This is a genomic window from Cupriavidus malaysiensis (assembly GCF_001854325.1).
Classification (GTDB): domain Bacteria; phylum Pseudomonadota; class Gammaproteobacteria; order Burkholderiales; family Burkholderiaceae; genus Cupriavidus; species Cupriavidus malaysiensis.
Genome location: NZ_CP017755.1, coordinates 379,007 through 401,989, shown reverse-complemented (window position 1 = coordinate 401,989; position 22,983 = coordinate 379,007). Strand labels below are relative to the sequence as shown.

The following is a 22,983-nucleotide window of genomic DNA, read 5'->3' as shown; positions in this document are numbered from 1 at the left end:
CCAAGCCTCCCGGCATGGCAGCCAAGCGTGTGGAGTCAGCAGAATGGAACAAGTCGGGAGACTGGTCCGCAGTGCCAGCCTGAACGGCTACATCGAACTGGTGCAGTCGCTCGGCCAGGATCCTGGCGCCCTGCTGCGCAAGGCGGGCTTGTCGATGCGGCTGCTGAAGGACCCCGAGGCCCTGATTCCGAGCCGCGCCCTGCGCGAGCTGCTGGAGCTGACCGCCAGCGCCACCGGGGTGGAGGACCTCGCGCTGCGGCTGGCGGCGCGGCGCGGGTTTTCCAACCTGGGGCCGATCAGCCTGGTGCTGAAGGAAGAGGCCTCCCCCCGGCTGGCGCTCGATACCTTGTGCCGCTACCTGAAGCTGATCAGCGCCGCCCTGGTGACGCACATAGAGGAAACGGACCAGACCGTGGTCATCCGCGAGGATCTGCTGCCCACCCCGGGAGCGGCCACGCGCCAGGCGATGGAGCTGACGGTGGCCATGATGTTCCGCATCCTGCGCGAACTGATCGGCCCACAGTGGCGGCCGCAGCAGGTCTGCTTCACGCACCGCGCGCCGGCGGACCTGTCGGCCCACCGCGCCTTCTTCGGCCGCCAGCCCAAGTTCAACCAGGCCTTCAACGGCATCGTCTGCGCGGCGGCGGACCTGGACCGGCCACGCGCGCCCGCGCAGTCCGGCGCGGCGCGGCTGGCGCGCGACTATCTCGATGCCGCGCTGCGGCGCCGCGGCGAGGGCACGCGCGAGTCATGCCGCGAGCTGATCCTGGCGCTGCTGCCGGGCGGCCGCTGCACGGCCCAGCAGGTGGCGCGCCACCTGCGCGTCGACCGGCGCACGCTGCACCGCCATCTCGATGCCGACGGGCTGAGCTTCTCGGCACTGCTCGACGAGGTGCGTTCACAGCTGGTACTGCGCCACCTCGCCGAAAGCGACCTGCCGCTCGGCGAGATCGCCAGCCTGCTGGGCTTCGCCACCCAGAGCAGCTTCAGCCACTGGTTCCGCGCCGCCTTCGGTTGCAGCGTGACGCAGTGGCGCAAGCAGAACGCCGCGCCGGCGGCGCGGGCCCTGGCGGGCTAGCGTCGGCCTGGCACGGCGATGCAAAGGAAGTTGGAAGCGCGCTCAGTCCACCGACAGCACGATCTTGCCCATGTGCTGGCTGCGCAGGATGTAGTCGTAGGCGTCGCCGATCGCGTCCAGCGCGAACACGCGGTCGATCGGCAGGCGCAGCTTGCCGGCGCCGAACCACGGCAGCAGGTCGCGCGCGCAGGCCTGCACGCAGGCGAGGCGCTCCGGCTCGGTGCGCGTGCGGAAGGTGGCGCCCATCAGCTTCAGGCGGTTCAGCCACAGCAGGTTGAGGTCGAGGCGGGCGGTGCTGGCGCCGCCGAGGCGGGCCAGGTTCACCAGCCGCCCTTTGACGGCGAGGCTCTGCACGTGATCTTCGAACACCGTGCCGCCGATGGTGTCGAGGATGACGTCGACACCGCGCCCGTCGGTGGCGTCCCGCAGGCGTCCGGCCAGCGGCTCCTGTCCGGCCAGCAGGCCGACGTCGACGCCGTAGCCGGCCAGGCGCGCCAGTTTCTCCGCCGAGCGCGAGGAGGCGATCACCGGCCGCGCGCCCAGCGCCGACGCGATCATGATCGCCGCCATGCCGACGCCGCCCGAGGCGCCGTTGATGTAGACGGACTCGCCGGCCTGCAGCGCGCCATTGCTGACCAGGGCATCGTGCGCGGTGATGAAGACATTGGGAAAGGCCGCGGCGTCGACCCACGACACCGTGTCCGGCACCGCCATCAGCGCCTGCGGCGCGGCGAGCACGTACTGCGCGTGGCAGCCGCGGCCGTGGCCCATGACGCGGTCGCCCTCGCGCCAGCCGCCGGCCCCCTCGCCCACGGCGGCCACTTCCCCGGCGAACTCCACCCCGGCAGTCATCGGCAGGCCGGTACGGTGCTCGCGCATGTACTTGATCTCGCCGTAGTTGACGCCCGATGCCCGCACCCGGACCAGCACTTCGCCGGCCTTCGGCGTGGGTGCGGGGATCTCCTGCACGACGATGCGTCCGCCGTCCGCGCCGGGTAGTACCTGTGCCGCTTTCATGCTTGCTCCTGTCGGTCCTGCCTGTTCATGTCCTGTTCCCCCGCCGGCCGGGCGGCCTCACTGCGGCGTGAAGCCGATCGAGCGCAGCAGCGCGCCCTGGCGCTCGTAGGATTCGCGCACGTCGCGCGCCAGCGCCTCGGTGGCCACCGGCGTGCCGGCCTCCATGCCGAGTTCCTCCAGCTTCTTCTGCAGGCCGCGCGACTGCATCGCCTGGATGGCGGCCTCGCGCACCTTGGCCACGATGGCCGGCGGCACGCCCGACGCCGCCCACAGGCCCATCCAGCCCACCTCGTTGAGTTCGGGGTAGCCCAGTTCCGCGAAGGTGGGCACGTCGGGCAGCGCGGCGATGCGCTTGGGGAAGGCGATGGCGAAGGCGCGCAGCCTGCCGCCCTTGATCAGCGGCAGCGACGAGGCCGGGCCGTCGAACATCAGCGCGACCTGTCCGCCCATGATGTCCTGCAGCGCGGGCGGCGATCCCTTGTAGTTGACGCTGCCGGTCTGGAGTCCGGCCAGCCGGTTGAACTGCACGCCGATGGTCTGGCCGCGCAGGCCGATGCCGAAGTTAGCGTAGTCGAGCTTGCCGGGATTGGCCTTGATATAGGCCACCAGCTCGGCGAGGCTCTTCGCCGGCAGGCCCGGATTGCCGACCAGCATCAGCCCCTGCCGGGTCAGTTGCGCGACCGGCACGATGTCCTTGAAGGGATCGTAGGAAACCTTGATGGCATGGGGCACTTCGGCGGCGATGCCCTTCTGGATCAGCAGGAAGGTATAGCCGTCACGCGGCGCGGACAGCATGGTCTGGACCGCGATGGTGCCGGCCGCCCCGGGCTTGTAGTCGACGATCACCGGCTGCCCGAGCGCGCGCTGCAGCTCGACCGCATAGAGGCGCGCGACGATGTCCGCGGTGCCGCCCGGCGGGGCGCCGAGCAGGATGCGCAGCGGCCGGGCCGGCCATTCGGCGGCAGCGGCGGTGCGCATGGCCGGCGCGAGCGCGCCCAGGGCCAGCGCGAGCGCCAGCGTGGGCGCCGCAAGCCGGCGCAGGATCGGGGTGAAGCGTTGCATGGCAGTCTCCTCGTTGTGATGTCCGGCCGCATGCCGGCACCTGGCCTCTTACCGAGCCGCCGCGCTCAATGCGTCTTGCGCAGGAAGCCCTGGGTGCCGCCGTTGCGGTTGGGCGCGAAGCCGTTCGCCTGCAGGGATTCCTCCACCGAGTCGTAGAAGACGCCGATCTTGCTGATCTCGCGCGCCTGGCGCGCGCTGGCGATGTCGCGGCCGAACTCGCGCGAGATACGCACCAGCTGCTCGATCTGCTCCACGGTGCTCATCTTCGCGCTGCGCTTCTGGTTCCAGATCACGTCCTCGGTACCGCAGCGCACGTGCAGGCCCATGGCGATGCCCATCATGTTGACCGGCAGCACGTTACGCACATTGCTCTCCACCGTGACCACCGCGCCGTCGGGTACGCCGCGCATGAAGTTGGCGAGGCTGTAGACGTTGGGCGTGTCCATGCCGCCGCCGATGGCGACCCAGTTCATGACCAGCGGCCCCTTGTAGAAGCCGCGGCGCATCAAGCGCTCCACCGACTCGAAGCTGTTGGTGTTGTAGCACTGGAAGGCGCTCTGGATGCCCCTGGCGCTCAGGCGGCGCACATGCTCCTCGACCCAGCCCGGCTGCGCGGGCACCGTCATCTCCTTGTAGGCGTGAAAGATGGCGGGGTTCTCGCGCGAGGTGCCGCGGAAGTCGGCGTCCTCGGCGTGGTCGGTCACGTTCATCTGCGAGGTGTTGACGGTCACCGTGACCTGGTCCGGCACCGGCTCCAGCTCGGCCAGCATGTGGCGCGTGTCGTCCGACAGCCATTTGGCGGCCTGGCCCTCGTTCTCGGGCGCAAAGGAGATCGAACCGCCCACCTGGATGATCATCTCCGGCACGGCGGCGCGCACGCCGGCAATCAGCTCGTTGAACTTGGACAGGCGCTTGGAGCCCTTGCCGTCGAGCTCGCGCACATGCAGGTGCAGCACGGTGGCGCCGGCGTTGTAGCAGTCCACCGCCTTCTGGATCTGCGCCTCCATCGTGACCGGGATGTCCTCCGGGAAGTCGGAGGGCAGCCAGCCGGGCGCGTAGGGGGCGGCGGTGATGATCAGCGGCTGCTGGTTCTCGGGAAAGAGATGGCCGTCGAGGAAGTTCATGGGGTGTCTCCGGGTAGGGGGTGCCCGCGCTTCGGCAGGGAGCGCTCGGGCGGGGGATCGGTGCTTCGGGGCAACGCTGCCGCGCGGGCGCTCAGCAGGGGATGTCGCCGATGATGCCGGCGCGCTCCATCTTGCGCGGCGCCGGCCAGTAGTCGTTGAGGGCGTAGTGCTGGGTGGAGCGGTTGTCCCACACGGCGACGTCGCCTTGCTGCCATGACCAGCGCACCTGGTACTCGGGAATGGTGGCGCGGCTGATCAGGTAGTTGAGCAGCAAGGCAGCGCCCGGCGCCTTGTCGATACCGTGGCGCACATTGGCCGGCGTGCTGTAGTTGGTGAAATGCGTGGTGAAGCCCGCGCCCACGAACAGCACCTTCTCGCCGGTCTCCGGATGGGTGCGCACCACCGGGTGCTCCACCGCCGGATGGTCCTGGGCCAGCTTGGCGCGCGCTTCCGGCGTCATCACCGCGCCGAAGCTCTGCTCGATGCTGGCGCGCGCGCGCAGGCCGTCGAGCTTGCGCTTGACCTCTTCCGGCAGCTCTTCGTACGCCTTCACCATGTTCACCCAGATGGTGTCGCCACCGATCTCCGGGCACTCGATGCAGCGCAGCACCGCCCCCATGGCCGGATTGGGCCGCCACAGGCCGTCGCAGTGATAGTTGTTCTCGTAGCTGTGCGGGTTGTCGCTGCGGTAGATGCGCACCAGGCCGGGATGGTCCGGATCGCTGCCCGCGACCGGATGGGTCTCGAGCGCGCCGAAGCGCCCGGCGAAGGCCACGTGCTCGGCGCGCGTGATGTCCTGCCGGCGGAAGAACAGCACCTTGTACTGGAGCAGTGCCGCCTTGATCTGCGCGAACAAGCCGGCGTCGCGCGCCGCCTCGCCCAGGTGGACCGACGAAATCTCCGCCCCGATGGCCGGGGTGATGGGCCTGATCTTCATTTCCGCGTCTCCTCCGATGTCTCGCCGTTCGTGCCGGCTGTGGCTATCTTCGGGCGCGCGGCGGGCTTGCGCTTGCTTATCTGGGACATCCATTTGCCGAATTGGGACATCCGGCGCGGAATGGCGGGAACGGCGGGGAACGGCGGAAGACGGCGGAAAACGGGAGCGACCGGGTGCCGCAGCGGTCGGCAAGGTCGGGGAAGCGCGGGGAACCGGGGAAACCGACGATGGCCCGGCCACGGCGCGGCGGGGATGAACACGGACGAGCACGGACGAAGCGGTGCGGGCCGGTGGCGCGCGGCCAGGCGAGCTCAGGCGTCCGGCGGCGCTCCGTCCCGCGCCCCCTCCTGCGCCCCCTCCCGCGCGCCCTCCCCCTCCACCCGCAGCCGCGGCAGGAACTGCGGATACTCGCGCTGCATGAAGTCGATCAGCCCTTCCCGCACCTGGCAGCGCAGGTCCCACACCTGGCCGGAGGAAGCCGCGGTGCACAGCACGCGCAACTGCATGGTGCGCTCCGTGGCATCGGTGACCACCAGGTTGAAGAAGCGCTGGTCCCACTGCGGCGCGGCCTGCACGATGCGCTCCAGTTCGGCCCGCAGCGGCGCCAGCGGCATGCCGTAGTCCACATGGAAGAACACCGAGCCCATCAGCTGCGAATTGTTGCGGGTCCAGTTCTGGAACGGCTTCTCGATGAAGTACTGCAGGGGAATGATGAGGCGGCGCTCGTCCCAGATGCGCAGCACCACGTAGGTCGAGGTGATCTCCTCCACGCGTCCCCACTCGCCCTCCACGATCAGCACGTCGTCGAGGCGGAGCGGCTGGGTCAGCGCCAGTTGCAGGCCGGCGATCATATTGCTGAAGACCGGCTTGGCAGCGATACCGGCCACCACGCCGACCACGCCGGCCGAGGCCAGCAGGCTGGTGCCGACCTGGCGGGCACCGGGGAAGGTCATCAGCAGCATGGCCGCGCCCATCACCACCGCCAGCGTCATGGCGATGCGCGCCAGCACCCGCGTCTGGGTGTGGATGCGGCGGGCGTTGATATTGTCCGCGACATCGACCGGATGGCGCTCCATCACGCCCAGGGCGAAGCCCGCGATCATGCGCGCCACCAGCCAGGTGGTGGCGACGATCATCAGCAGCCCGTTGAGATGGCGCACCATGTCGATCCATGGCAGCGCATCCGGCGCGGCCTGCCAGACCGTCTGCAAGGCCAGCAGCAGCAGCACGGCCTTGGACGGCGCGCGCGCCTTCCTGACGATGGCATGCGGCACGGGCGCGGACCGGGTGATGCGCAGGAGCAGCACGCGGCCGATGCGATGCGCCAGCAGCGCAACGGCGACGGCGACCAAGGCCGCCATCCAGGTGCCGAACCAGGGATGTGTGAGGAGAAGTTCGAGGCGCATGGTCGTCCTTCGTCTGGCTTGCCGCGGGGCTACGGCGAGGCTATCGAATAACGACCGGAGGATCCGGCAGAAGTTTCGTCGAGAACGGCGCAAAGGCCTCGGGAGCCGACCGCCTTACCTGCGCGGCCGGCCCCGCCGCTGTGGCCCCGGCAGCGGAAGTCTGCGGCGCCCGGACGGCTCAGGTCCTCTGCTCCTTTTGCCTGCGCCTCGCTCCCGCATGCACCGCCGTCAGAAGATATGCTTCATCCCTACCATCGCCCCGAACTGGTTGCCGCCGGGCGCAGGGGTCGCGCCGGCCTGCGCGTTGCTGACCGAAAGCGCGAGGTTGCCGCCGTTGTCGATATAACCGGCGGTGGCATAGACCGAGGTTCGCTTGGTGAACGCATAGACGCCGCGTGCCGCAAACAGCCATGCCTTGTTCGCGCTGTCGTGGAAGCGCAGGTGGAACGCTTCGCCGTCGAGGCTGAGCGCCGGCGTGAGCTGATACGTGACGCCGCCATAGAACATGTCGCTGCGCGGTGTGGCGCTGGCCCGGTTGTCGCGTCGCAGCCAGCCCAGCCCGATCCGTGCCTTGTCGTCGATCTTCACGTAGCCATTGATCGAGAGGCGATCGTCGCGCAGCCCGCTATTGGTCAGTCCGGCAAAGGCGCCGGGGCCGCCCCGCAGCGAATCGTAGGCTACGCCCACGCTCCATGCCGCGGCATCGTACTTCAGCATCGCCGACCACTCGCGGCAGGCCCGCTTGTCGGCCGGGTTCTCGCCGGCGCAGTTGGTGCCGGACGGGCTGGGCCCGGCGTTGACCGTGTCGCGCCCGAAGCTGTAGGTCGCACCCGCGGTCAGGCCGCCGAATGTCCCCTTGTAGGAGATCGCGTTGTCGGTGCGCGCGTTGGGGATATAGCTGTCCAGCGAACCCGAGCCGAACGCGTTGGGGCCGAGGATGTCCGGCTCGGCCATGGCCCAGAACAACATGGTGTACTGGCGGCCCAGGGCCACCTGCCCCCAGGGCCCGGACAGGCCGACCAGCGCCTGGCGGCCGAACAGGCGGCCCCCCTGGTTGCTGGCCCCGCTGTCGGGGGCGAAGCCCGACTCCAGCCAGAACACGGCCTTCAGGCCGCTGCCCAGGTCTTCGGTGCCGCGCAGGCCCCAGCGCGACGGCACGGTGCCGGTCAGCGCGGGCATGCGGACCACGCTGTCGTGCGCGGCGCCGATACCGTTGAGGTACTCGATACCTGTGTCGACAACGCCATAGGCGGTCACGTTCTGCGCGGCGGCGGCCGCGGGCAGCAGGGCCGCGATGATGGCAGCGGATAGCTTGGATGTCATGTGTTTCTCCTCCGTTCTGGCTTTTTTTGTGCGAGCGAGGCCCTGCCGGCCGGCGGCCGGCAGGCTTGCCTTGCTCGTCAAGGGATGGGGGGGCCGGCACAGGGCCGGCGGGGAATCAGTGCGTGCTCAGGCGCACCGGCTCGCCAAGGGATGCCTGTGACCTGCCCAGCAGCCCCACACTGGCGATCGCCACCAGCAGCGGGAGCGCGAAGGCGTAGTACAGATTGGCGGTGGGCCAACCGGCGTCGAGCAGCGAACCGGCCACGAGCGGCGCGAGCACGGCACCGAAGCGGCCCATCCCGATCGACCAGCCCATGCCCGTCGTGCGCGTCTGCGCCGGGTAGAGGATCGGCGCATAGGCATAGAGTCCGACCATGCAGCCGAAGATGCCGGCACCGATCAGGATCGCCAGCACGAAGGCCGTCGACAGCGCGCCGGCATACAGGCCGAAGCCCACCATCAGCAGCGCCGTCACGATGAAGCAGCTCCACAGCAGCGGGCGCAGTCCGATGCGCGCGGCGAGGAAGGCGAACGCCGTGCCGCCGACGATGCCGCCCACGTTCAGCAGTACGCCGCCCGTGATGCCTTGCTGCGCGGACATGCCCGCCGCCACCAGCAGCTTCGGTGTCCAGGAAAGCACGAAGTAGAAAGTGAACATCACGAGGAAGAACGACACCCAGATCATCAGCGTCTGCAAGGCCAGGCTGCCGCGAAAGAGGCTGCGCACGCCGCCGGCTTCGCGGGCTTGCGCGGCCGCGCGCACAGGCAGCGCGGTGACGGTCGGGCGGCCCATGCGTGCGAGCAGCCGGTTGAGCTTGTCGAGCGCGCCCTCGGGACGCCGGGCGATCAGGAAGTCGAGCGATTCCGGCAGCCGTGCCAGCACGACCGGGATCATCGCCAGCGTGACCAGGCCGCCGAACACGAATACGCTGCGCCAGCCGTAGCGGGCCAGCAGCACCCCGGCAATGGCGCCGCCGATGGTCGCGCCGACCGGATAGCCGGTGGCCTGCAGGACGATCGCCGTGCTGCGCCACTTGTCGGACGCGTACTCGCCGGTGATCACGTTGATGCTCGCGAGCATGCCGCCGATGCCGAGCCCCGTCACGGCGCGCAGCACGGCGAGCTGCGGCACGTCCTGCGCCAGCGCCGAGCACAGCATGCCGGCCGAGATCGTGCCCAGGCAGATCAGGATCAGCGGTCGCCGGCCGATGCGGTCGGCCCACGGCGCCAGGAACAGCGAGCCGGCCGCCATGCCGAACAGGCCGGCGGAGAGCAGCACGCCGATCTCCTTGCCCGTCAAGTGCCAGGCGGCGGAGATGTGCGAGGCCGAGAAGGCCATCGCCAGCACGTCGAAGCCGTCCAGCATATTGAGCACGATGCAGATGGTGACCGCCATCACCTGGAAGCGGGTCATGGTGCCGTGGTTGATGGTTTCCCTGATGTCGGGCTGCATGGGTCTACCTCCAGTGGTTTTGTTGTATTGGGTGCCGCCACGAACGGACGGCTTTCGGGGGAGTGATGCGGATGAAGCGGATGAAGCGGATGAAGCGCTGAACGCGTGTCCCGGGTCTTGAATTCGTGGAAGAACCGAGTCTGTCGAGAAGCCGTGCGAGGCCAGGAACGAAGCGCAGCAAGGCTGGAGCCTTGCGCGCCTCCGTGACGGCGCATCGCGTGGCCCTCCGACGGACTCATGGCGGACTGAGTCAGTGCGTCCGTGATTCAGGGCACTAAAGATCCAGCACGAGCATCCCGCTCTTCGCGCGCGAACAGCACGGCAGGAACTGGTCGTTGGCGGCGCGTTCCTCCTCGGTCAGGTAGGCGTCGCGATGATCCGGCTCGCCGGACAGAAGGCGCGTCAGGCATGTGCCGCAGACCCCTTGCTCGCACGAGGTCGGAATCTCCACGCCGTGCGCGGCCAGGGCCTGCACCACGGTCACGTCCGGCGCGATCCCGATGATGCGGCCGCTGCTCTGCACCTTCACCTGAAAGGCGCCGCCGGGGGCGGCAGGCGCCTCCGGGGCCGCGAAGTACTCACGGTGCAGCCGGGCCTCGGGCCACCCGGCCGCGCGCGCGGCGTCGAGCACGGCGGCCATGAAGCCGGACGGGCCGCAGACGTAGAGATGCGCGTCGGGGCGCGGCGCGGCCAGCAGGCCCGGCAGGTCGGCCTGCCGGCCTGGCGCGTCGTCGTGATACAGGTGCGTGCACCCGCGCAGGTCGTCGGCCGCAAGCCGCTCGCGGAACGCGGTGCGCGCCGCGCTGCGGGTGCAGTAGTGGAACTCGAAGGAGGCGCCGGCGCGCGCGAGGCTCTGCGCCATCGCCAGGATCGGCGTGACGCCGATGCCGCCCGCCACCAGCACCGAATGCCCGGCGTCGGCGTGCAAGGGGAAATGGTTCTTCGGCGCACTGATCTCGAGCGTATCGCCGGCCGCCAGCGCATGCATGGCCGCCGAGCCGCCACGCGAAGCGGGATCGCGCAGCACGCCGAGCAGGTAGCGGTGCGTCTCGGCCGGGTCGTTGCACAGCGAGTACTGGCGCACCAGTCCGTTGCCGGGATGAACGTCGACGTGCGCCCCGGCGCTGAAGGGCGGCAGCGTGCCGCCGTCGGCGGCCACCAGTTCGAACACGGCGATGCCGTCGGCGGCATCGGTCTTGTCTGCGATCCGGACCCGCATCATGCCGCTCCCCGCTGCCCGGAGGCCTGGGCCTGGGCCTGTTCGTGCGCGATCAGCCGGTCCAGGATGCGTCGCGCCTGGACGCCGCCGGCGTCGATATTGAGCTTGAGCAGCTTGCGCTCGGGATGCGCCAGCAGGTTGCGCTGCTGCGCCTCCAGCATGTCCAGGTCCTCGGCGAAGATCTTGCCCTGCCCCTCGCGGATGGTCGCCGTCAGCGCGGCATCCTCGGCCTTGAAGTTGCGTGCCATGCCCCAGAAGTACCAGATCGAGGTCTCCGTTTCCGGCGTGATGAAGTCCACCACGATGCTCGATGCCTTGTGTTCCGGCGCCGCCTCGTAGCCGCCCTTGCCCGCGTGGGCCACGCCCACCTCGATCATCACGTGGCTCGGCGGCGTGAAGCGGCAGATCTGCCAGCGGTCGCACGGCACGTCGTCGGCCAGGCCGTTGCCGCGCAGCGCGGCGGCCCAGAAGGGTGGCGGCAGGATTCCCTCCATGTGGCGGCTGGTGACGACCGTATCGCCTTCCACGCGCGTGGCCGGCGCAGACTCCTCGATCTCCGCCTGCCCGATGCTCGACGCATGCACATAGGTCTCATGGGTCAGGTCCATCAGGTTGTCGATCATCAGACGGTAGTCGCAGCCGATGTGATACAGGCCACCGCCATGCGCCCAGGCCGGGTTCACGGCCCATTCGAGGTGCGGGATCAACGTGTCGTCGGCGAGCGCGGCGTCGCCGGGCCATACCCAGACGAAGCCGTAGCGCTCGATGGCGGGATAGCTGCGGATCGACGGGAAGCCGCCGACACGCTGGCCGGTCATCGCCGCGCACTTGCCGTCGCGGCCCATGGTCAGCCCGTGGTAGCCGCAGACCAGTTGGCCGTCGCGCACGAAGCCGAGCGACAGCGGCGCGCCGCGGTGCGGGCAGAAGTCCTCGAGCGCGGCGACCGCGCCGTTGCCGTCGCGGTACAGCACCATCTTTTCGTTGCAGAGGGTGCGGCCGAGCGGCTTGCCTGCGAGTTCGTCGGGCGTGCAAGCGACGTACCAGGTGTTTTTCAGGAACATGACTATCCCCTCCCGGCGCGCGCAGCGCCAGGATCCAGGTGGTTGACGAAGAGAGAGAGGTGCGGAGCCGGTGTCGCGGTCAGGCCGGACGGCCCGTGCGCCGGATCAGGCTGCCGCCGAGCACTTGCGACATCGCCTGCTGGTTCTGCAGCGCGATCTTCAAGTTCCGGTTGGCGATGCGGCTGTGTTCGCGCATCAGCGCCTCGGCCCGTGCGCCTTCGCGCTGCTCGATGGCTTCGACCACGGCGCGGTGTTGCGCCTGGGCCAGAAGCAGCATCTCGCGCGCGCTTTCATCGATCGACTGCACCATCACGAAGGCGCTCGCGGAAGCGAACGGCAGGCTGGTGACCTTCTCGATCTGGCGCGCGACCAGCGCGCTGCCGCACGCGTCGGCAAGCAACTGGTGGAAGCGTGCGTTCAGGTCGACGTACTGGGAGAACTTCACGGCAGTCAGCTCGCCGGTCAGTGCGGTGTCGATCTGCGCGATGACGTCGCGCATGGCGTTGAGAAGGCTCGAGCTGACGCCGCGTTCGGCGGCCAGGCGGGCAGCCAGTCCCTCGATCGTGCCGCGCAGCTCGATGGCGTCGCTGATCTCGCTCTCGGCGAATGAGCGCACGGCAAAGCCACCGGAGGGAATCGGCTCGACCAGCCCTTCCTCCTGCAGCCGGATCAGCGCCGCGCGGATCGGCGTGCGCGACACGCCGAGACGGTCGGCCACCCACAACTCGGAGATGCGGCTGCCGGGCGGCAGTTCACCGCCGAGTACCAGCTCGCGCAGGCCTAGCAGGGCCCTGACCGCTTGGGAAGAACTGGTGCCGGACTTGCTGTCGCTGAGGTTGTCGTTGTCCGTATCCATCCGTGACGTCTCCTTCGGGGGGCGAGCCGCGCGGGACCAGGCGGCTTTTGATGTTGTGTTGGATACAGAATGTATCCAACACTTGAATCCGCAGCAAGAGAAAGCTCGGATAACCAGGGTAAACATGGATTCAATGCGGCGCATAAGGCCCTATTCAGCCGATCCCCCGACCTCACCCCATCCATTTCATGCAATGCTGTATACATCACATTGAAAACAGCTCTCACGACGGCGCACCGTCATCTACCGCGGGATGGAAGGCCGTGCCGCTTCCGAGTCGTTTCGACCGCCGTCCATGCGCTCGGCAAATCGCCGGGCAAGCCACAAGAATCCAACCCGGGAAACCCATGCGCCAAGGCTTGAACCTGACGTTACGTCATGATTTATTGTGCGTTTCAGCGGAGGAATTTCGATGGCATTGAAGATTGGAGAGCTCGCAAGACGCGCGGGCCTGACCGTGCGGGCGCTGCACCACTATGACGCGATCGGATTGCTGTCCCCCTCCGCCCGTTCGGATGGCGGGTCTCGCCAATACAGCCACGAGGACGTGATCCGCTTGCACCGGATCCAGGCGCTCAAGCATTTCGGCTGTTCCTTGTCGGACATCAAAGCCTATCTGGACGATGCCGGAATCGAGCCGGCTGAGATCATCCACCGGCAGATCAGCGTGCTCGACGAGCAGGCGCGGCGCGCCCAGGCACTGCGGGACGGTCTTCAGCACCTGGCGGAAAAGATCACCCGCGGCAGCGAAACCGGCATGGCGGACTGGCTCAACCTACTGGAAATGATGACCATGTACGAAAAACACCTCTCGAGCGAGGACCTGGATCATTTGCGGGCGCAGCAGCAGGCGTCGGGTTCAAACCTCGATGCCCGCAGGGCCGAACTGATTGCCGAGACGAGACGATCGATGGAGTCCGGGCGGCTGCCGGAACATCAGGAGGCACAGGTACTGGCCTGGCGCTGGGTGCAGCACATGAAGGATACGACGGGAGACAACGCCCAGCTCGCGTCGCGACTGAAGGCCATGCAGGAACGGGAACCCAGGGCCCGGGAGATCACCGGCTTCACGCCGGCAATGCATCAATGGATTTCCTTGTCGGTGGTCAACGCCAGGGCAAACCTGTTTGCCAAGTACCTGTCACCGGTCGAACTGGAAGACGTGCGCCGGCGCATGATCGCCCACGTCGACGATTGGCCGCAGCTGTTCGCGGAGGTGCGAGCGCAGATGGAGGCCGGCGCGGGGGTGGCCGATCCGGCCGTCCAGGTCCTGGCCCGCCGCTGGCAGGAGCTGTTCCGCGATTCGTACTGCGGTGACGATGCCGCGCTCGAAGGCAGGATTCACCTGGCGCTGCAGAACGAACCCGGACTGTCGGTCGGCATCGGCCTCGATCTGCCGCTGATCCTGTTTATCCAGAAGGCGATCCTGTCCTTGAGAGAGCGCGCACAGACCTCCGTCAACACCGGCCCCAGGCCAAGCGCGCAACGCGTCGCGACCTTGCGGGCGGCACACCGGCTCCTGGATACGCCGTTGATCCTGGACGACCCGCTGGCCCTGAGAATCCTGGGCAGCAGCAATGAAGCCGCCGTGCGCGGCAACCCGGGGCACTACGATGACCCATTGTCCAGGGGGCTCAGGCTGTCCCTCGCGGTGCGCAGCCGCTATGCCGAAGATACGTGGTCGAAGGCTGCGCAGCATGGCGTGCGCCAATACGTCATCCTGGGCGCCGGGCTGGACACCTATGCCTATCGCGGGCCCCACCAGGCGGGACGGATCTTCGAGGTGGACCTGCCGGCGACGCAGCAATGGAAACGGGAATGCCTCAGTGCCGCCGGCATCGGGATTCCGGCGTCGCTGACCTACGTGCCCACGGACTTTGAACACGGCAGCCTGGCAGGCGCCTTGTCGGATGCCGGCTTCAGGGTGGACCAGCCCGCTTTCTTCTCGTGGCTCGGCGTCTCGATCTACCTGGAGGAAGCGGCGATCCTGGAGACCCTGCGCTTCATCGCTTCGTGCGCGGCCGGCAGCGCCGTCGTCTTCGACTATGTGGCAGATCCTGCCTTGCTCACGCCCATGGAGCGCGTGGGGACGGAGCTGGTGCGCGCGAAGATCGCGGAAAGCGGAGAGCCGTGGAAGACCTTTTTCGATCCGGCAGCGCTGGCCGAAAGCCTGCGCGCGCTGGGATTCGGCAAAGCGGACAACGTCAGCCCGGAGGACCTGAGCGATCGCTACCTGGCCGGACGCACGGATGGCTTCCGCATGGGCAGCGCCATGCGATTGATGCACGCCGTGGTCTGAGTTCACCCCAGGCGATACACCCCGCCCTCGTCCACCCGCACCCGCCCGTCGGCCAGCAGTTCGGCCAGGTGCCGCGCGATCGTGCGGGTCTCGGCGTCCACCACCCAGAGTCCCTCGTAGCCCTGCGGATACAGCAAGCGCCGTTCGACCAGCTGCGCCAGCGTCTGCTGGCCTTCGCCGAGCCAGGCCAGCAGGCGCTGCTCGCGCTCGTCCAGCTTGGCCGCGAAAGCAGCAAGATCGCGCAGGAAGCGTTCGCGCTCGGTATAGACGCCGCGGTGGTGCGAGGTGACCCACACCTTGGCCGGAATCTCCGGCAGCCGCGCCAGCGTGCGGCGGAAATCCGCCAGGCTGGAGCAGGCGTCGCCATAGTAGGGCCCGAAGCCGGTCAGGTCGATATCGCCGATGAAGGCCACGCCTTCGGGTTCGACCAGCAGTACGGTGTGGCCGGCCGTATGGCCGGGCATGTGGAAGGCGCGGATGCGGACCTGGCCGAGGTCCCAGGTGGCGCCATCCACATAGGCCTGCGCGTCGGGGCGCGGCGCGTAGAAGAAGTCGCGCTGGAAACGCGCCAGCATCTCCGCCGCGTAGCCGGCATGGCTGCCATAGGCGGCCAGCAGGCCGTCCCAGCTGCGCGCCGCGGGCAGGTCGGCCTCGTGCACATGGACCGCGGCATGGGGCAGGCGGTGCAGGCCGGCCATGTGGTCTTCGTGCACGTGCCCCATCACCACCAGCTCGGTGGCCTCGAACTCCGCGCCGATGTGGTTGGCGACGATGGGCGTATCGAAGGCCGCGCGGGTATCCGAGCCGCGCACCAGCACCTGGTTGCCGTCGGGATACTTGCCGCTCTTTTCGCCGAAGAACACCGAGACCCGATCGAAATCGACACGCTGGATCGGGGCACGGGAACGATGACTGCCGACAAGCTGGTCCATGGGGATCGTCCTTCTGTCGAGGGAGGCCGCGGCAGCGGCGATCGCCTCCGCGATCGCCTTGGCGGGCTCGCCGCGCACGCTGCCAGGGGCAGCGCAGATGGTATCACCCGTGGTCCTGGCGCGTGCGGCGCGTGCGGCACGTGCGGCGCGGGACGGCTGCACCCGCGGCAGCGGCAGCAGCAGCAGGCACGCGAGCGCGTGCAGCCGCAGGCCGCGGAACAAGCGCGCGAGGCCGCGGCGGAGGATGCGCTGTTCGGCCGCACCGGGCCTTGGACGGGATGGCGGAATAAATCCGACCTGTCAGCCGTTCAATGCATGTACGGGGTTCTCGACGCCCCGCCCGCCTGGCGGAAAATGCGGAAAATCAGGCAGCGCAGCAGGAGGCACATCATGAACGGGCGCAGGCTTTGCCAGATCGCCCTGGCATGCGTGGCAGCGGCCGCGATGGGCGGCGGCGGTCCCGCGCTGGCCGCCGGTCACGGCGGCGGCGGTGGCGGCATGCACGGCGGTGGCGGCGGCATGCACGGCGGCGGCTTCCACAACGGCGGCGGCTTCCACCATGACGGTTTTCACCGTGGGCATGCACGTGTGGCCTTCGCGGTGGGCGGCGGCTGGTGGGGCTGGCCCGGCTGGGGGTGGTGGGGATATCCGTACGACGGCTGGCCCGACCCTTACGCCTACTCCGGCTACTACGCGCCCGCGGCCCAATACATCGAGAAGGGCGATGATTCGGACCTGGCGTCGGCCAACGCGTGGTGGTACCGCTGCGACCGGCCCGGCGGCTACTATCCCTACGTCAAGGAATGCCCGGGCGGCTGGCAGCCGGTACCGGCCCGGCCGCCGTCGCCGTAGGGCGCGCGGATACCCGGGTAGCGGTGACGAGGCACGGATGACGAGGACCAGATGAAGCGGCGTTCCCTCCCCCTCCTGGTAGCAGCTGCGCTCGCCATGGGCGGCTGCACGAGCATGCCGACCGGCCCCAGCGTGATGGTGCTTCCGGGCAGCCACAAGACGTACGAGCAGTTTCGCGGGGATGACTTGAACTGCCGCCACCTGGCGCTGGACCGCGTCAGTGGTGCGAGCCCGTCTCAAGCCTCCGGCAATGCCAGCGGCACCGGATACTCCGGCTACGATGCGCAGCAAGAGTACGACGCAGCCTACCTGCAGTGCATGTATGCCGCCGGACACCGGGTCCCGGCCTACGGGCCGATGCTTGCCGCGCCGCCGGCGCGGCCGCCCGCGAATTACAGGCCCGATTTCCCGCCGCCGGCACCACAAGGACGCACCCCCTGAATGCCCTGGCCAGCGCGAGATGGGAACTGCCACTCCGAGGCCTTGGGTCACTTGACCTGCGACAAGCTGGCAAGGAATGACTTGAGCGCAGGAAGAACGTCTTCAGGGCAGTCTTCCAGCACGGTATGCGAGGCGAAAGGCAGATTCAGCAGGCGCGCCCCTTCGACCTGCTCGACCAGCTCAAAAGCCTGACGGCGGGAAACCAGGAAGTCCTCATCGCCATGAACAACAAGGAGCGGGCAGGCGATCGAGCGCACTGCCGGCCCCGGATAGGCGTTGTCATCGTTCCCGAGCCACATGGCCGCGGTTGCACCGAACAACATCGCAAAATCAGGCGCGGGGTTTTCAGCCTCGTAGTGCTGGACCTGCTGCGGGAACATGCCACGCCACTCGTCCACCGTGATGCCCTGATAGATTGCGCGGGCCGGGTCATCGGCCGGCAGTTGCCAATGCGCGCCAGCCGCCACGACAAAGCGAGGCCGGACGGCACCGGATGCGGCAAGGCGCAATGCCACGATACCGCCGTCGCTGTGGCCGATGATCCCGGCATCTGTCAGGCCAAGCTCGGCCAGAACGGCGGCGGCATCCTGTTCGAGCCGACGGTAGGTGAGAGGGAGGTCGCCCAACGCCGATCGCCCATGCCCACGGCTGTCGATGGCAATCAGCCGATAGTCCGCTGCCAGATGCTTCGCCAATGGCAGGAAGTCGTCTCGGCTTCCCAGGCCGCCATGCAGCAAGATGATCGGCTGCCCGCCCGCCTTGCCTGCTGCCGACACAAACAGGGCGGCATCGCCTGCGATCACTGTCTTACCGATGTTGAACATGCTTTCTCGCTCGAAATCCTATGGATGGAGTTCAGCCCTTTGTCTTCATCCACTTACGCAGGCGGCTGCGCGCGTTGGCATAGGGGGACGCCGTGTTGAACTGGATCATTCTTCCCATCGTCCATTTCCCATACCATGGTGTCCCGTAAAGCTCGTGCTCGCTATGGGTCTCGATCTGCAAGACAATGCGATCCTTCGCAGCCACCAAACGGTCCAGGAGTTGCGGCCAGGGGACGATCTCGTGGTCGCGATAGAACTTCTGCGCGAGGCGGCCCAGTTCGTTCCACTTGAAGCCGGTCTCGGGGAAATCGACCGGCTCGCCGGCCGCGTCCTGGTCAAGCCATTTCAAGACCAATTCATTCCAGCCGACCAGATAGGCAGCGAGGTTGGCAACGCTCATCTGCGTTCCCTTCGCATGGCCTTCCAGGCTGCGTTCATCGACCAGCGACAGCGGCACGGCGCGTAGCTCCTTGATGAGCTTATCGAAGTTTGCATCAATCGCTTTGAGCAATTCGTCCTTGTTCGTGGGCACGGCCATATCTTCTCCTTCGGATCCAGTCGATCAGGGTCTTGATGATGTGAGCGCTGCCGGCTTCGGCGCATGTTCTAAAGCGCTCAGCCCAGCGGATGACGCCAGCCGACGTGGCCGGTCGCGCCAGCATCGGAATCCATTCGAGGTCCGGCCTGGAGGCTGGGCGCGATGCGGGATTCGAGAACGTGGTCAGCCTGGCCATGGTGCCTGGGCGGATCAAGGAACTCGAAGGACGGTTCTTGCCCAAGCTGGACCGCCCGGAGGACGTTCGCCGTTACGAGCACAGCACCAGGCGACAACGTACCAGGAGAGAGCCCAGCCATGCTTGACCCGCGTCATGTCACCAGCCGGCGCATGGAAGTTGGCGCCGGCCTACGACGTGACGTTCTGCGAGGGGTCAGGCGGGTACCAGATGGACGTGATGGGCGAGGCTCCGGCTCTCGACCGGCGGGCCATGCTGAGCCTTGCTGATGAAGCGGAGGTCCAGGCGGATGCTGCCAGCCGGATCATCGACCGACTGTGCGACGTGGCCGGCCAGTTTGCGGCCATGGCTGCAAACCAGCTCCAAGACGATGGCGTGGCGTGATCACGATGGCCCGACGCTGGTGCTTGCGTTGCCTCGCCCGCAACCGGCGCAGAAAAAAGGCCGGCAAGCCTGCCGGCCGAACGTCCCGGCTCGTTGCAAGAGGCCAAGGTCGATATGACGGATCTGCGGCGCGCCCCGACAGCGCGCCGGTGTTGGTCAGCGCGCGCTCAGAAGCGGTGGCGCACGCCGAGCATGGCGCCGGTCTGGTTCTGGCCCGGCAGCGTGTTCTGGGTGCTGGTCAGGCCATAGGCGGCGTTGCCGTGGTTCTTCACGTAGCCCAGCAGCAGGTAGGCGTCGGTGCGCTTGGAGAGCGCGTAGTCGGCGTCCAGCACGAACATCAGCGAGTCCTTGCTGTCGGTGCGCGCATCGGTGTAGTACGCCGCGCCGGTCAGGCTGAAGGCCTGGGTGAACTTGTACGTGGCACCGCCCCAGTACAGGTTGTCGTGGCGCGCGGTGGCGGTGGTGACCTCGTCGCGCAGCCAGCGGTAGCCGGCGAACAGCTTGGCCTGGCCCAGGCTGTACGAAGCGCCGACGGCGGCGCGGCGGGCGCTGGCGCCGGAGGTCGCCACGGTGGTGCCCTGGTACTGGTCGTAGGCCACGCCCACCGACAGCGGGCCGTTGGCGTAGGCCATGCCGCCGCCGAAGTTGGTGCCGACGCGGAAGCTGCCCGGTACTTCGCTGCCGTTGGCGATGGTGCTGTCGCGGCCGGTGCTGTAGAAGGCCGTGGCGGTCAGGCCGCCGAAGGTGCCGGTGTACTTGAGCGCGTTGTCGGCACGGCCGTTGAAGCCGTTGGTGTCGACCGCGTTGAGCGAGTAGCTGTTGCCGACCGCCATCGGGTCATAGTCGCCGAACAGCTGGAACAGCGCGTTCTGCTGGCGGCCGAGGGTGATGGCGCCGTATTCGCTCTGCAGGCCGACATAGGCCTGGCGGCCGAACAGGCGGTTGCCCTGGCCGGAGGTGCCGGTATCGATGTTGAAGCCGCTCTCCAGCACGAAGATGCCCTTCAGGTTACCGCCCAGGTCTTCCACGCCGCGGATGCCCCAGCGCGAGCCGGACAGGCCGCCGGAGGTCACGCCGAACAGGTTGCCGCCCTGGCCGGGGGTGCTTTGGACATGGCTCTGGTAGCTGACGCCGGCATCGGCGATGCCATACAGGGTGACGCTGGAGGAGGCCGACTGGGCTTGGGACGCGGCGGGCACGGCGAGCGTGGCGGCGGCGAACGCGAATGCGATGTTCTTTTTCAACTGGAATCTCGATGTGGTGTTGCCAGGGAGCCTTGCCCGGAGCGCGGCGCGGATGGATCGACGCGCGGGGCCCTGGCATGGCAGGCCGCATCATGGAAAAACCAGATGACAATTCCGTGAAACAATTACATCAAAACAACAATCTTTGTTCCCGAATAAGAAATGACTGTTCGTGCTGGCGAACAGTCGCGGACAGGCATCTGACACGCCACTTTCCGGACGATTCGAGTGGTTCAAGCGGTACTTACAGCACTGGCGGTGCCGGCAGCGCTGCCAGGGCCGCTGCGGTGACGCTCTAGCCGCTCTGGCCGCTCTGGCCGCTCTGGCCGCTCTGGCCGCTCTGGCCGCTCTGGCCGCTCTGGCCGCTCTGGCCGCTCTGTGCCCGTCAGTGCCGCCAGTGCTGCCGGCCTCGTCGGGGCCCCACATATAGACAATATTTTCTAGACATTCTTTTCTAGAAAGAATAATCTACATGTATCGAATCCTCCACGCGGCGCCGGCAATCCCGATGCCGCGCCGCACCCGCTCCTGCCATGAACCGCTTCCCCGCCAGCCCCCTCAAACCCACCAGCGCCGAGCTCGACGTACTGCAGACCCTATGGGAAACCGGACCGGCCACGGTCAAGGCGGTGCACCAGGCCATGGCGGCCGATCGGCCCGAGCTGACCTACGCGAACGTCCTGCGGCTGATGCAGATCATGCACGGCAAGGGCCTGCTGGAGCGCGACGAGAGTGAACGCTCGCATGTCTATGCGCCCGCACAGAGCCAGAAGTCGACCCAGGCCAGCCTGCTGAAGGACCTGATCAGCAAGGCCTTCGCCGGCTCCGGCAAGGCCCTGGTGCTGGCCGCGCTGCGCGGCGGTCACGTCAGCCAGCAGGAGCGCGCCGAGATCGAGGACCTGCTGCGCGGGGACGGCAAGTGAGTGGCCCGATGGCCGGCTTCGGCTGGATCGCGGGCGATGTGCTGCTGGCCTTCCTGTGGCAGGGCCTGTGCATCCAGGCCGCGGCGGCCTGCCTGCTGTGGTGGATGCGCCCTGCCGGCGCCCGTGCCCGCTATGCGGTACTGTGCGCCGCCCTCGTCCTGTGCGTGGTCGTACCCGTGCTGGACGCGGCCGCCCGACTCGACACCTGGCAGGCATCGGCCGTGCTGCCGGATGGCGCCGCCGGCATCGTCACGCTGCCGGCGACCTGGTCCGGCGTGCTCGCCGGCATGCCGGCCATGGCCGCGCCGGCGCTCCCGTGGCGCGCCTGGCTGGCGATGGCGTGGCTGGCGGGCGTGAGCGGGATGACGCTGCGGCTGCTGCTGGGCATGGCCTGGCTGCGGCAGGTGATCCGCTCCAGCCGGCCCTGGACGGATGCCGCATGGACAGCGCGCGTGCAGGCGCTATCGGGCCGGCTGCGCTTGCCGCGCGGCGTCGCGCTGCGCATCGCGCCCGGCCTGTCCAGCCCCGTGACGGCGGGCTGGTGGCGGCCCGTGGTGCTGGTGCCCGCCGGCCTGGTGAGCGGCATGCCGGCCGACCTGCTGGAGGCGCTGCTGGCGCACGAGCTGGCGCATGTCCGGCGCCTCGACTACCTGGTCAACTTCCTGCAGCGCGTGATCGAGGCACTGCTGTTCTTCCACCCTTCGGTGTGGTGGCTGTCGCGCCGCCTGGGCGAGGAGCGCGAGCACATCGCCGACGATATGGCCGCGGCCTGCATCGGCGCGCCGCGCACCCTGGCGCGCGCGCTCGACAGCCTCAGCCGCGGCATGCCGGTGCCGGCCGCCGGCCTCGACCTGGCGCAGCAGGCGCGCGGCGGGGCACTGGCCCAGCGCATCCGCCGCCTGCTGCGCCCGGCGCCGGCGCCCTCGCGTGCCGCGCTGGCGGCCCCCTGGCTTGCCGCGGCGCTGGGGCTGGCCTGCGCCGCCGCATGGACCGTCCCGGCCGCCCCGACCGCGCCGTCCGGCTCCGGCCTGGCCGGCATCGAGGCGCTGGTCAAGGCCAGCGGGGCGGCCCACGTGCTGGTGGTGGATGCCGCCTCGGGGGCCAAGCTGATCGGACGGGCTGAGCATGAGGAAGTCCCGATCGCCTCGCTGACCAAGCTGATGACGGCCATGGTGGTGCTGGATACCGCCCCGGACCTCGCCCGCCCCGTCCGCATCGAGCGGGAGGATGCCGAGGCCACCCGCAACAGCGTGTCGCAACTGCCAGTGGGCGCCAGCGCGACGCTGGGCACGCTGCTGAAGCTGGCGCTGATGTCGTCGGACAACCGGGCCGCCCACGCACTGGCGCGCAGCTATCCCGGCGGTACGCCGGCGTTCGAGCGGTCCTTGCGCGACAAGATGGCACAGCTCGGCCTGAAGCACACGACGCTGCGCGAACCGACCGGCCTGTCGCCGGCCAATCGCTCCACGGCTGCCGACATCGAGCGCATCGTGAACGCGGCAGCCGCCTATCCGGAGATCGCGCGCGACAGCACGCGGCCGGCGGAAACCGTCAACATCGCGAGCGGCGCCCTCCACTACCGCAATACCAACCCCTTGGTCGGCCGCCGGGGCTGGGACATCCAACTGTCCAAGACCGGCATGTCGCCTGCGGCGGGCCGCTGCCTGGTCATGCGCGTCCGGGTGCAGGGACGCGACCTGACCCTGGTGCTGCTCAAGGCGCGCCAACAGCCGGCGTAGCCGCGCTGCCTCCTCCCCGGCCGCGCCGGCCCCGGCGCCGGTGCGGCCGTTCCTCCGTGCTCCACCCTTGATCGA

General features: G+C 68.5%; 21 protein-coding genes. 7 read left to right on the top strand and 14 right to left on the bottom strand.

From position 1 onward, the window contains the following. Positions 1-43: 43 nt before the first annotated feature. On the top strand, positions 44-1,078 hold the full coding sequence (locus tag BKK80_RS21690; RefSeq protein WP_071039298.1) for an AraC family transcriptional regulator: 1,035 nt from the start codon (positions 44-46) through the stop codon (positions 1,076-1,078). Between the two features lie 42 nt (positions 1,079-1,120). Here BKK80_RS21690 and BKK80_RS21685 read toward each other — a convergent pair whose 3' ends face one another. The 10 genes from BKK80_RS21685 to BKK80_RS21640 form a co-directional block, all read right to left on the bottom strand. Continuing rightward, the gene (locus BKK80_RS21685) at positions 1,121-2,095 is read right to left on the bottom strand and encodes a quinone oxidoreductase family protein (protein ID WP_071071185.1); all 975 of its coding nucleotides are present in this window, start codon (positions 2,093-2,095) and stop codon (positions 1,121-1,123) included. 57 nt (positions 2,096-2,152) lie between these two features. Next, complete coding sequence (locus BKK80_RS21680) at positions 2,153-3,157, bottom strand: tripartite tricarboxylate transporter substrate binding protein (protein WP_071071182.1); 1,005 nt, start codon at positions 3,155-3,157, stop codon at positions 2,153-2,155. A gap of 65 nt (positions 3,158-3,222) precedes the next feature. Beyond that, complete coding sequence (locus BKK80_RS21675; protein WP_071017130.1) at positions 3,223-4,281, bottom strand: beta-keto acid cleavage family enzyme; 1,059 nt, start codon at positions 4,279-4,281, stop codon at positions 3,223-3,225. Positions 4,282-4,372: 91 nt separating this feature from the next. Next, entirely contained in the window at positions 4,373-5,218 is an 846-nt protein-coding gene (locus BKK80_RS21670; RefSeq protein ID WP_071017131.1) for a TauD/TfdA dioxygenase family protein, read from the bottom strand. Positions 5,219-5,529: 311 nt separating this feature from the next. Then, a complete protein-coding gene (locus BKK80_RS21665) occupies positions 5,530-6,624 on the bottom strand; it encodes a mechanosensitive ion channel family protein (protein WP_071071180.1) in 1,095 nt (364 codons plus the stop codon). A gap of 228 nt (positions 6,625-6,852) precedes the next feature. After that, positions 6,853-7,947 carry a porin gene (locus BKK80_RS21660; protein WP_071017134.1) on the bottom strand — a complete coding sequence of 365 codons (1,095 nt, stop codon included), beginning with the start codon at positions 7,945-7,947 and terminating at the stop codon, positions 6,853-6,855. Positions 7,948-8,062: 115 nt separating this feature from the next. Continuing rightward, positions 8,063-9,400: an MFS transporter gene (locus BKK80_RS21655; protein ID WP_071017136.1), complete on the bottom strand. Its 1,338-nt coding sequence runs from the start codon at positions 9,398-9,400 to the stop codon at positions 8,063-8,065. Between the two features lie 274 nt (positions 9,401-9,674). Then, positions 9,675-10,619: a PDR/VanB family oxidoreductase gene (locus tag BKK80_RS21650; protein WP_083384301.1), complete on the bottom strand. Its 945-nt coding sequence runs from the start codon at positions 10,617-10,619 to the stop codon at positions 9,675-9,677. Further along, on the bottom strand, positions 10,619-11,680 hold the full coding sequence (locus tag BKK80_RS21645) for an aromatic ring-hydroxylating dioxygenase subunit alpha (protein WP_071071179.1): 1,062 nt from the start codon (positions 11,678-11,680) through the stop codon (positions 10,619-10,621). The genes BKK80_RS21650 and BKK80_RS21645 overlap by 1 nt, the downstream gene beginning before the upstream one ends. 79 nt (positions 11,681-11,759) lie before the next feature. Continuing rightward, positions 11,760-12,536: a GntR family transcriptional regulator gene (locus tag BKK80_RS21640; RefSeq protein ID WP_071017141.1), complete on the bottom strand. Its 777-nt coding sequence runs from the start codon at positions 12,534-12,536 to the stop codon at positions 11,760-11,762. A 412-nt stretch (positions 12,537-12,948) separates the two neighbouring features. Between BKK80_RS21640 and BKK80_RS21635 the strand changes: the two genes are divergently transcribed. Beyond that, positions 12,949-14,835, top strand: a complete 1,887-nt coding sequence (locus BKK80_RS21635; RefSeq protein WP_071071177.1) for an SAM-dependent methyltransferase — start codon at positions 12,949-12,951, stop codon at positions 14,833-14,835. 2 nt (positions 14,836-14,837) lie between these two features. On the opposite strand, the gene BKK80_RS21630 is transcribed toward BKK80_RS21635, so the two are convergent. Next, positions 14,838-15,767: an MBL fold metallo-hydrolase gene (locus BKK80_RS21630; RefSeq protein WP_071073183.1), complete on the bottom strand. Its 930-nt coding sequence runs from the start codon at positions 15,765-15,767 to the stop codon at positions 14,838-14,840. 390 nt (positions 15,768-16,157) lie between these two features. On the opposite strand from BKK80_RS21630, the gene BKK80_RS21625 reads away from it, so the two are divergent. Both BKK80_RS21625 and BKK80_RS21620 read left to right on the top strand, forming a co-directional pair. Beyond that, the gene (locus BKK80_RS21625) at positions 16,158-16,619 is read left to right on the top strand and encodes a hypothetical protein (RefSeq protein ID WP_071071175.1); all 462 of its coding nucleotides are present in this window, start codon (positions 16,158-16,160) and stop codon (positions 16,617-16,619) included. 51 nt (positions 16,620-16,670) lie between these two features. After that, positions 16,671-17,060, top strand: coding sequence for a glycine zipper family protein (locus BKK80_RS21620; protein WP_071017147.1), 390 nt, complete (start codon positions 16,671-16,673; stop codon positions 17,058-17,060). 47 nt (positions 17,061-17,107) lie between these two features. Here BKK80_RS21620 and BKK80_RS21615 read toward each other — a convergent pair whose 3' ends face one another. Together BKK80_RS21615 and BKK80_RS21610 are read right to left on the bottom strand one after the other, a co-directional pair. After that, positions 17,108-17,884 (bottom strand): alpha/beta fold hydrolase, encoded by a 777-nt coding sequence (locus BKK80_RS21615; protein ID WP_071039292.1) that lies wholly within the window; start codon positions 17,882-17,884, stop codon positions 17,108-17,110. A gap of 31 nt (positions 17,885-17,915) precedes the next feature. Then, positions 17,916-18,422 (bottom strand): ClbS/DfsB family four-helix bundle protein, encoded by a 507-nt coding sequence (locus BKK80_RS21610; protein ID WP_071071173.1) that lies wholly within the window; start codon positions 18,420-18,422, stop codon positions 17,916-17,918. A gap of 319 nt (positions 18,423-18,741) precedes the next feature. On the opposite strand from BKK80_RS21610, the gene BKK80_RS38010 reads away from it, so the two are divergent. Continuing rightward, a complete protein-coding gene (locus BKK80_RS38010) occupies positions 18,742-19,002 on the top strand; it encodes a hypothetical protein (protein ID WP_197524029.1) in 261 nt (86 codons plus the stop codon). 167 nt (positions 19,003-19,169) lie between these two features. Here the strand turns inward: BKK80_RS38010 and BKK80_RS21600 are convergent, their stop codons facing one another. Then, a complete protein-coding gene (locus BKK80_RS21600) occupies positions 19,170-20,246 on the bottom strand; it encodes a porin (RefSeq protein ID WP_071017157.1) in 1,077 nt (358 codons plus the stop codon). 533 nt (positions 20,247-20,779) lie between these two features. On the opposite strand from BKK80_RS21600, the gene BKK80_RS21595 reads away from it, so the two are divergent. Together BKK80_RS21595 and BKK80_RS21590 are read left to right on the top strand one after the other, a co-directional pair. Further along, on the top strand, positions 20,780-21,169 hold the full coding sequence (locus BKK80_RS21595) for a BlaI/MecI/CopY family transcriptional regulator (RefSeq protein WP_071017158.1): 390 nt from the start codon (positions 20,780-20,782) through the stop codon (positions 21,167-21,169). Further along, complete coding sequence (locus BKK80_RS21590) at positions 21,166-22,908, top strand: M56 family metallopeptidase (protein ID WP_157903294.1); 1,743 nt, start codon at positions 21,166-21,168, stop codon at positions 22,906-22,908. The genes BKK80_RS21595 and BKK80_RS21590 overlap by 4 nt, the downstream gene beginning before the upstream one ends. Positions 22,909-22,983 lie beyond the last annotated feature (75 nt).

Excerpts from the sequence above, each read along its gene's own strand:
- BKK80_RS21690 (WP_071039298.1), top strand. The coding sequence starts at position 44 with ATGGAACAAGTCGGGAGACTGGTCCGCAGTGCCAGCCTGAACGGCTAC.
- BKK80_RS21685 (WP_071071185.1), bottom strand. The coding sequence starts at position 2,095 with ATGAAAGCGGCACAGGTACTACCCGGCGCGGACGGCGGACGCATCGTC.
- BKK80_RS21680 (WP_071071182.1), bottom strand. The coding sequence starts at position 3,157 with ATGCAACGCTTCACCCCGATCCTGCGCCGGCTTGCGGCGCCCACGCTG.
- BKK80_RS21675 (WP_071017130.1), bottom strand. The coding sequence starts at position 4,281 with ATGAACTTCCTCGACGGCCATCTCTTTCCCGAGAACCAGCAGCCGCTG.
- BKK80_RS21670 (WP_071017131.1), bottom strand. The coding sequence starts at position 5,218 with ATGAAGATCAGGCCCATCACCCCGGCCATCGGGGCGGAGATTTCGTCG.
- BKK80_RS21665 (WP_071071180.1), bottom strand. The coding sequence starts at position 6,624 with ATGCGCCTCGAACTTCTCCTCACACATCCCTGGTTCGGCACCTGGATG.
- BKK80_RS21660 (WP_071017134.1), bottom strand. The coding sequence starts at position 7,947 with ATGACATCCAAGCTATCCGCTGCCATCATCGCGGCCCTGCTGCCCGCG.
- BKK80_RS21655 (WP_071017136.1), bottom strand. The coding sequence starts at position 9,400 with ATGCAGCCCGACATCAGGGAAACCATCAACCACGGCACCATGACCCGC.
- BKK80_RS21650 (WP_083384301.1), bottom strand. The coding sequence starts at position 10,619 with ATGCGGGTCCGGATCGCAGACAAGACCGATGCCGCCGACGGCATCGCC.
- BKK80_RS21645 (WP_071071179.1), bottom strand. The coding sequence starts at position 11,680 with ATGTTCCTGAAAAACACCTGGTACGTCGCTTGCACGCCCGACGAACTC.
- BKK80_RS21640 (WP_071017141.1), bottom strand. The coding sequence starts at position 12,536 with ATGGATACGGACAACGACAACCTCAGCGACAGCAAGTCCGGCACCAGT.
- BKK80_RS21635 (WP_071071177.1), top strand. The coding sequence starts at position 12,949 with ATGGCATTGAAGATTGGAGAGCTCGCAAGACGCGCGGGCCTGACCGTG.
- BKK80_RS21630 (WP_071073183.1), bottom strand. The coding sequence starts at position 15,767 with ATGGACCAGCTTGTCGGCAGTCATCGTTCCCGTGCCCCGATCCAGCGT.
- BKK80_RS21625 (WP_071071175.1), top strand. The coding sequence starts at position 16,158 with ATGAACGGGCGCAGGCTTTGCCAGATCGCCCTGGCATGCGTGGCAGCG.
- BKK80_RS21620 (WP_071017147.1), top strand. The coding sequence starts at position 16,671 with ATGAAGCGGCGTTCCCTCCCCCTCCTGGTAGCAGCTGCGCTCGCCATG.
- BKK80_RS21615 (WP_071039292.1), bottom strand. The coding sequence starts at position 17,884 with ATGTTCAACATCGGTAAGACAGTGATCGCAGGCGATGCCGCCCTGTTT.
- BKK80_RS21610 (WP_071071173.1), bottom strand. The coding sequence starts at position 18,422 with ATGGCCGTGCCCACGAACAAGGACGAATTGCTCAAAGCGATTGATGCA.
- BKK80_RS21595 (WP_071017158.1), top strand. The coding sequence starts at position 20,780 with ATGAACCGCTTCCCCGCCAGCCCCCTCAAACCCACCAGCGCCGAGCTC.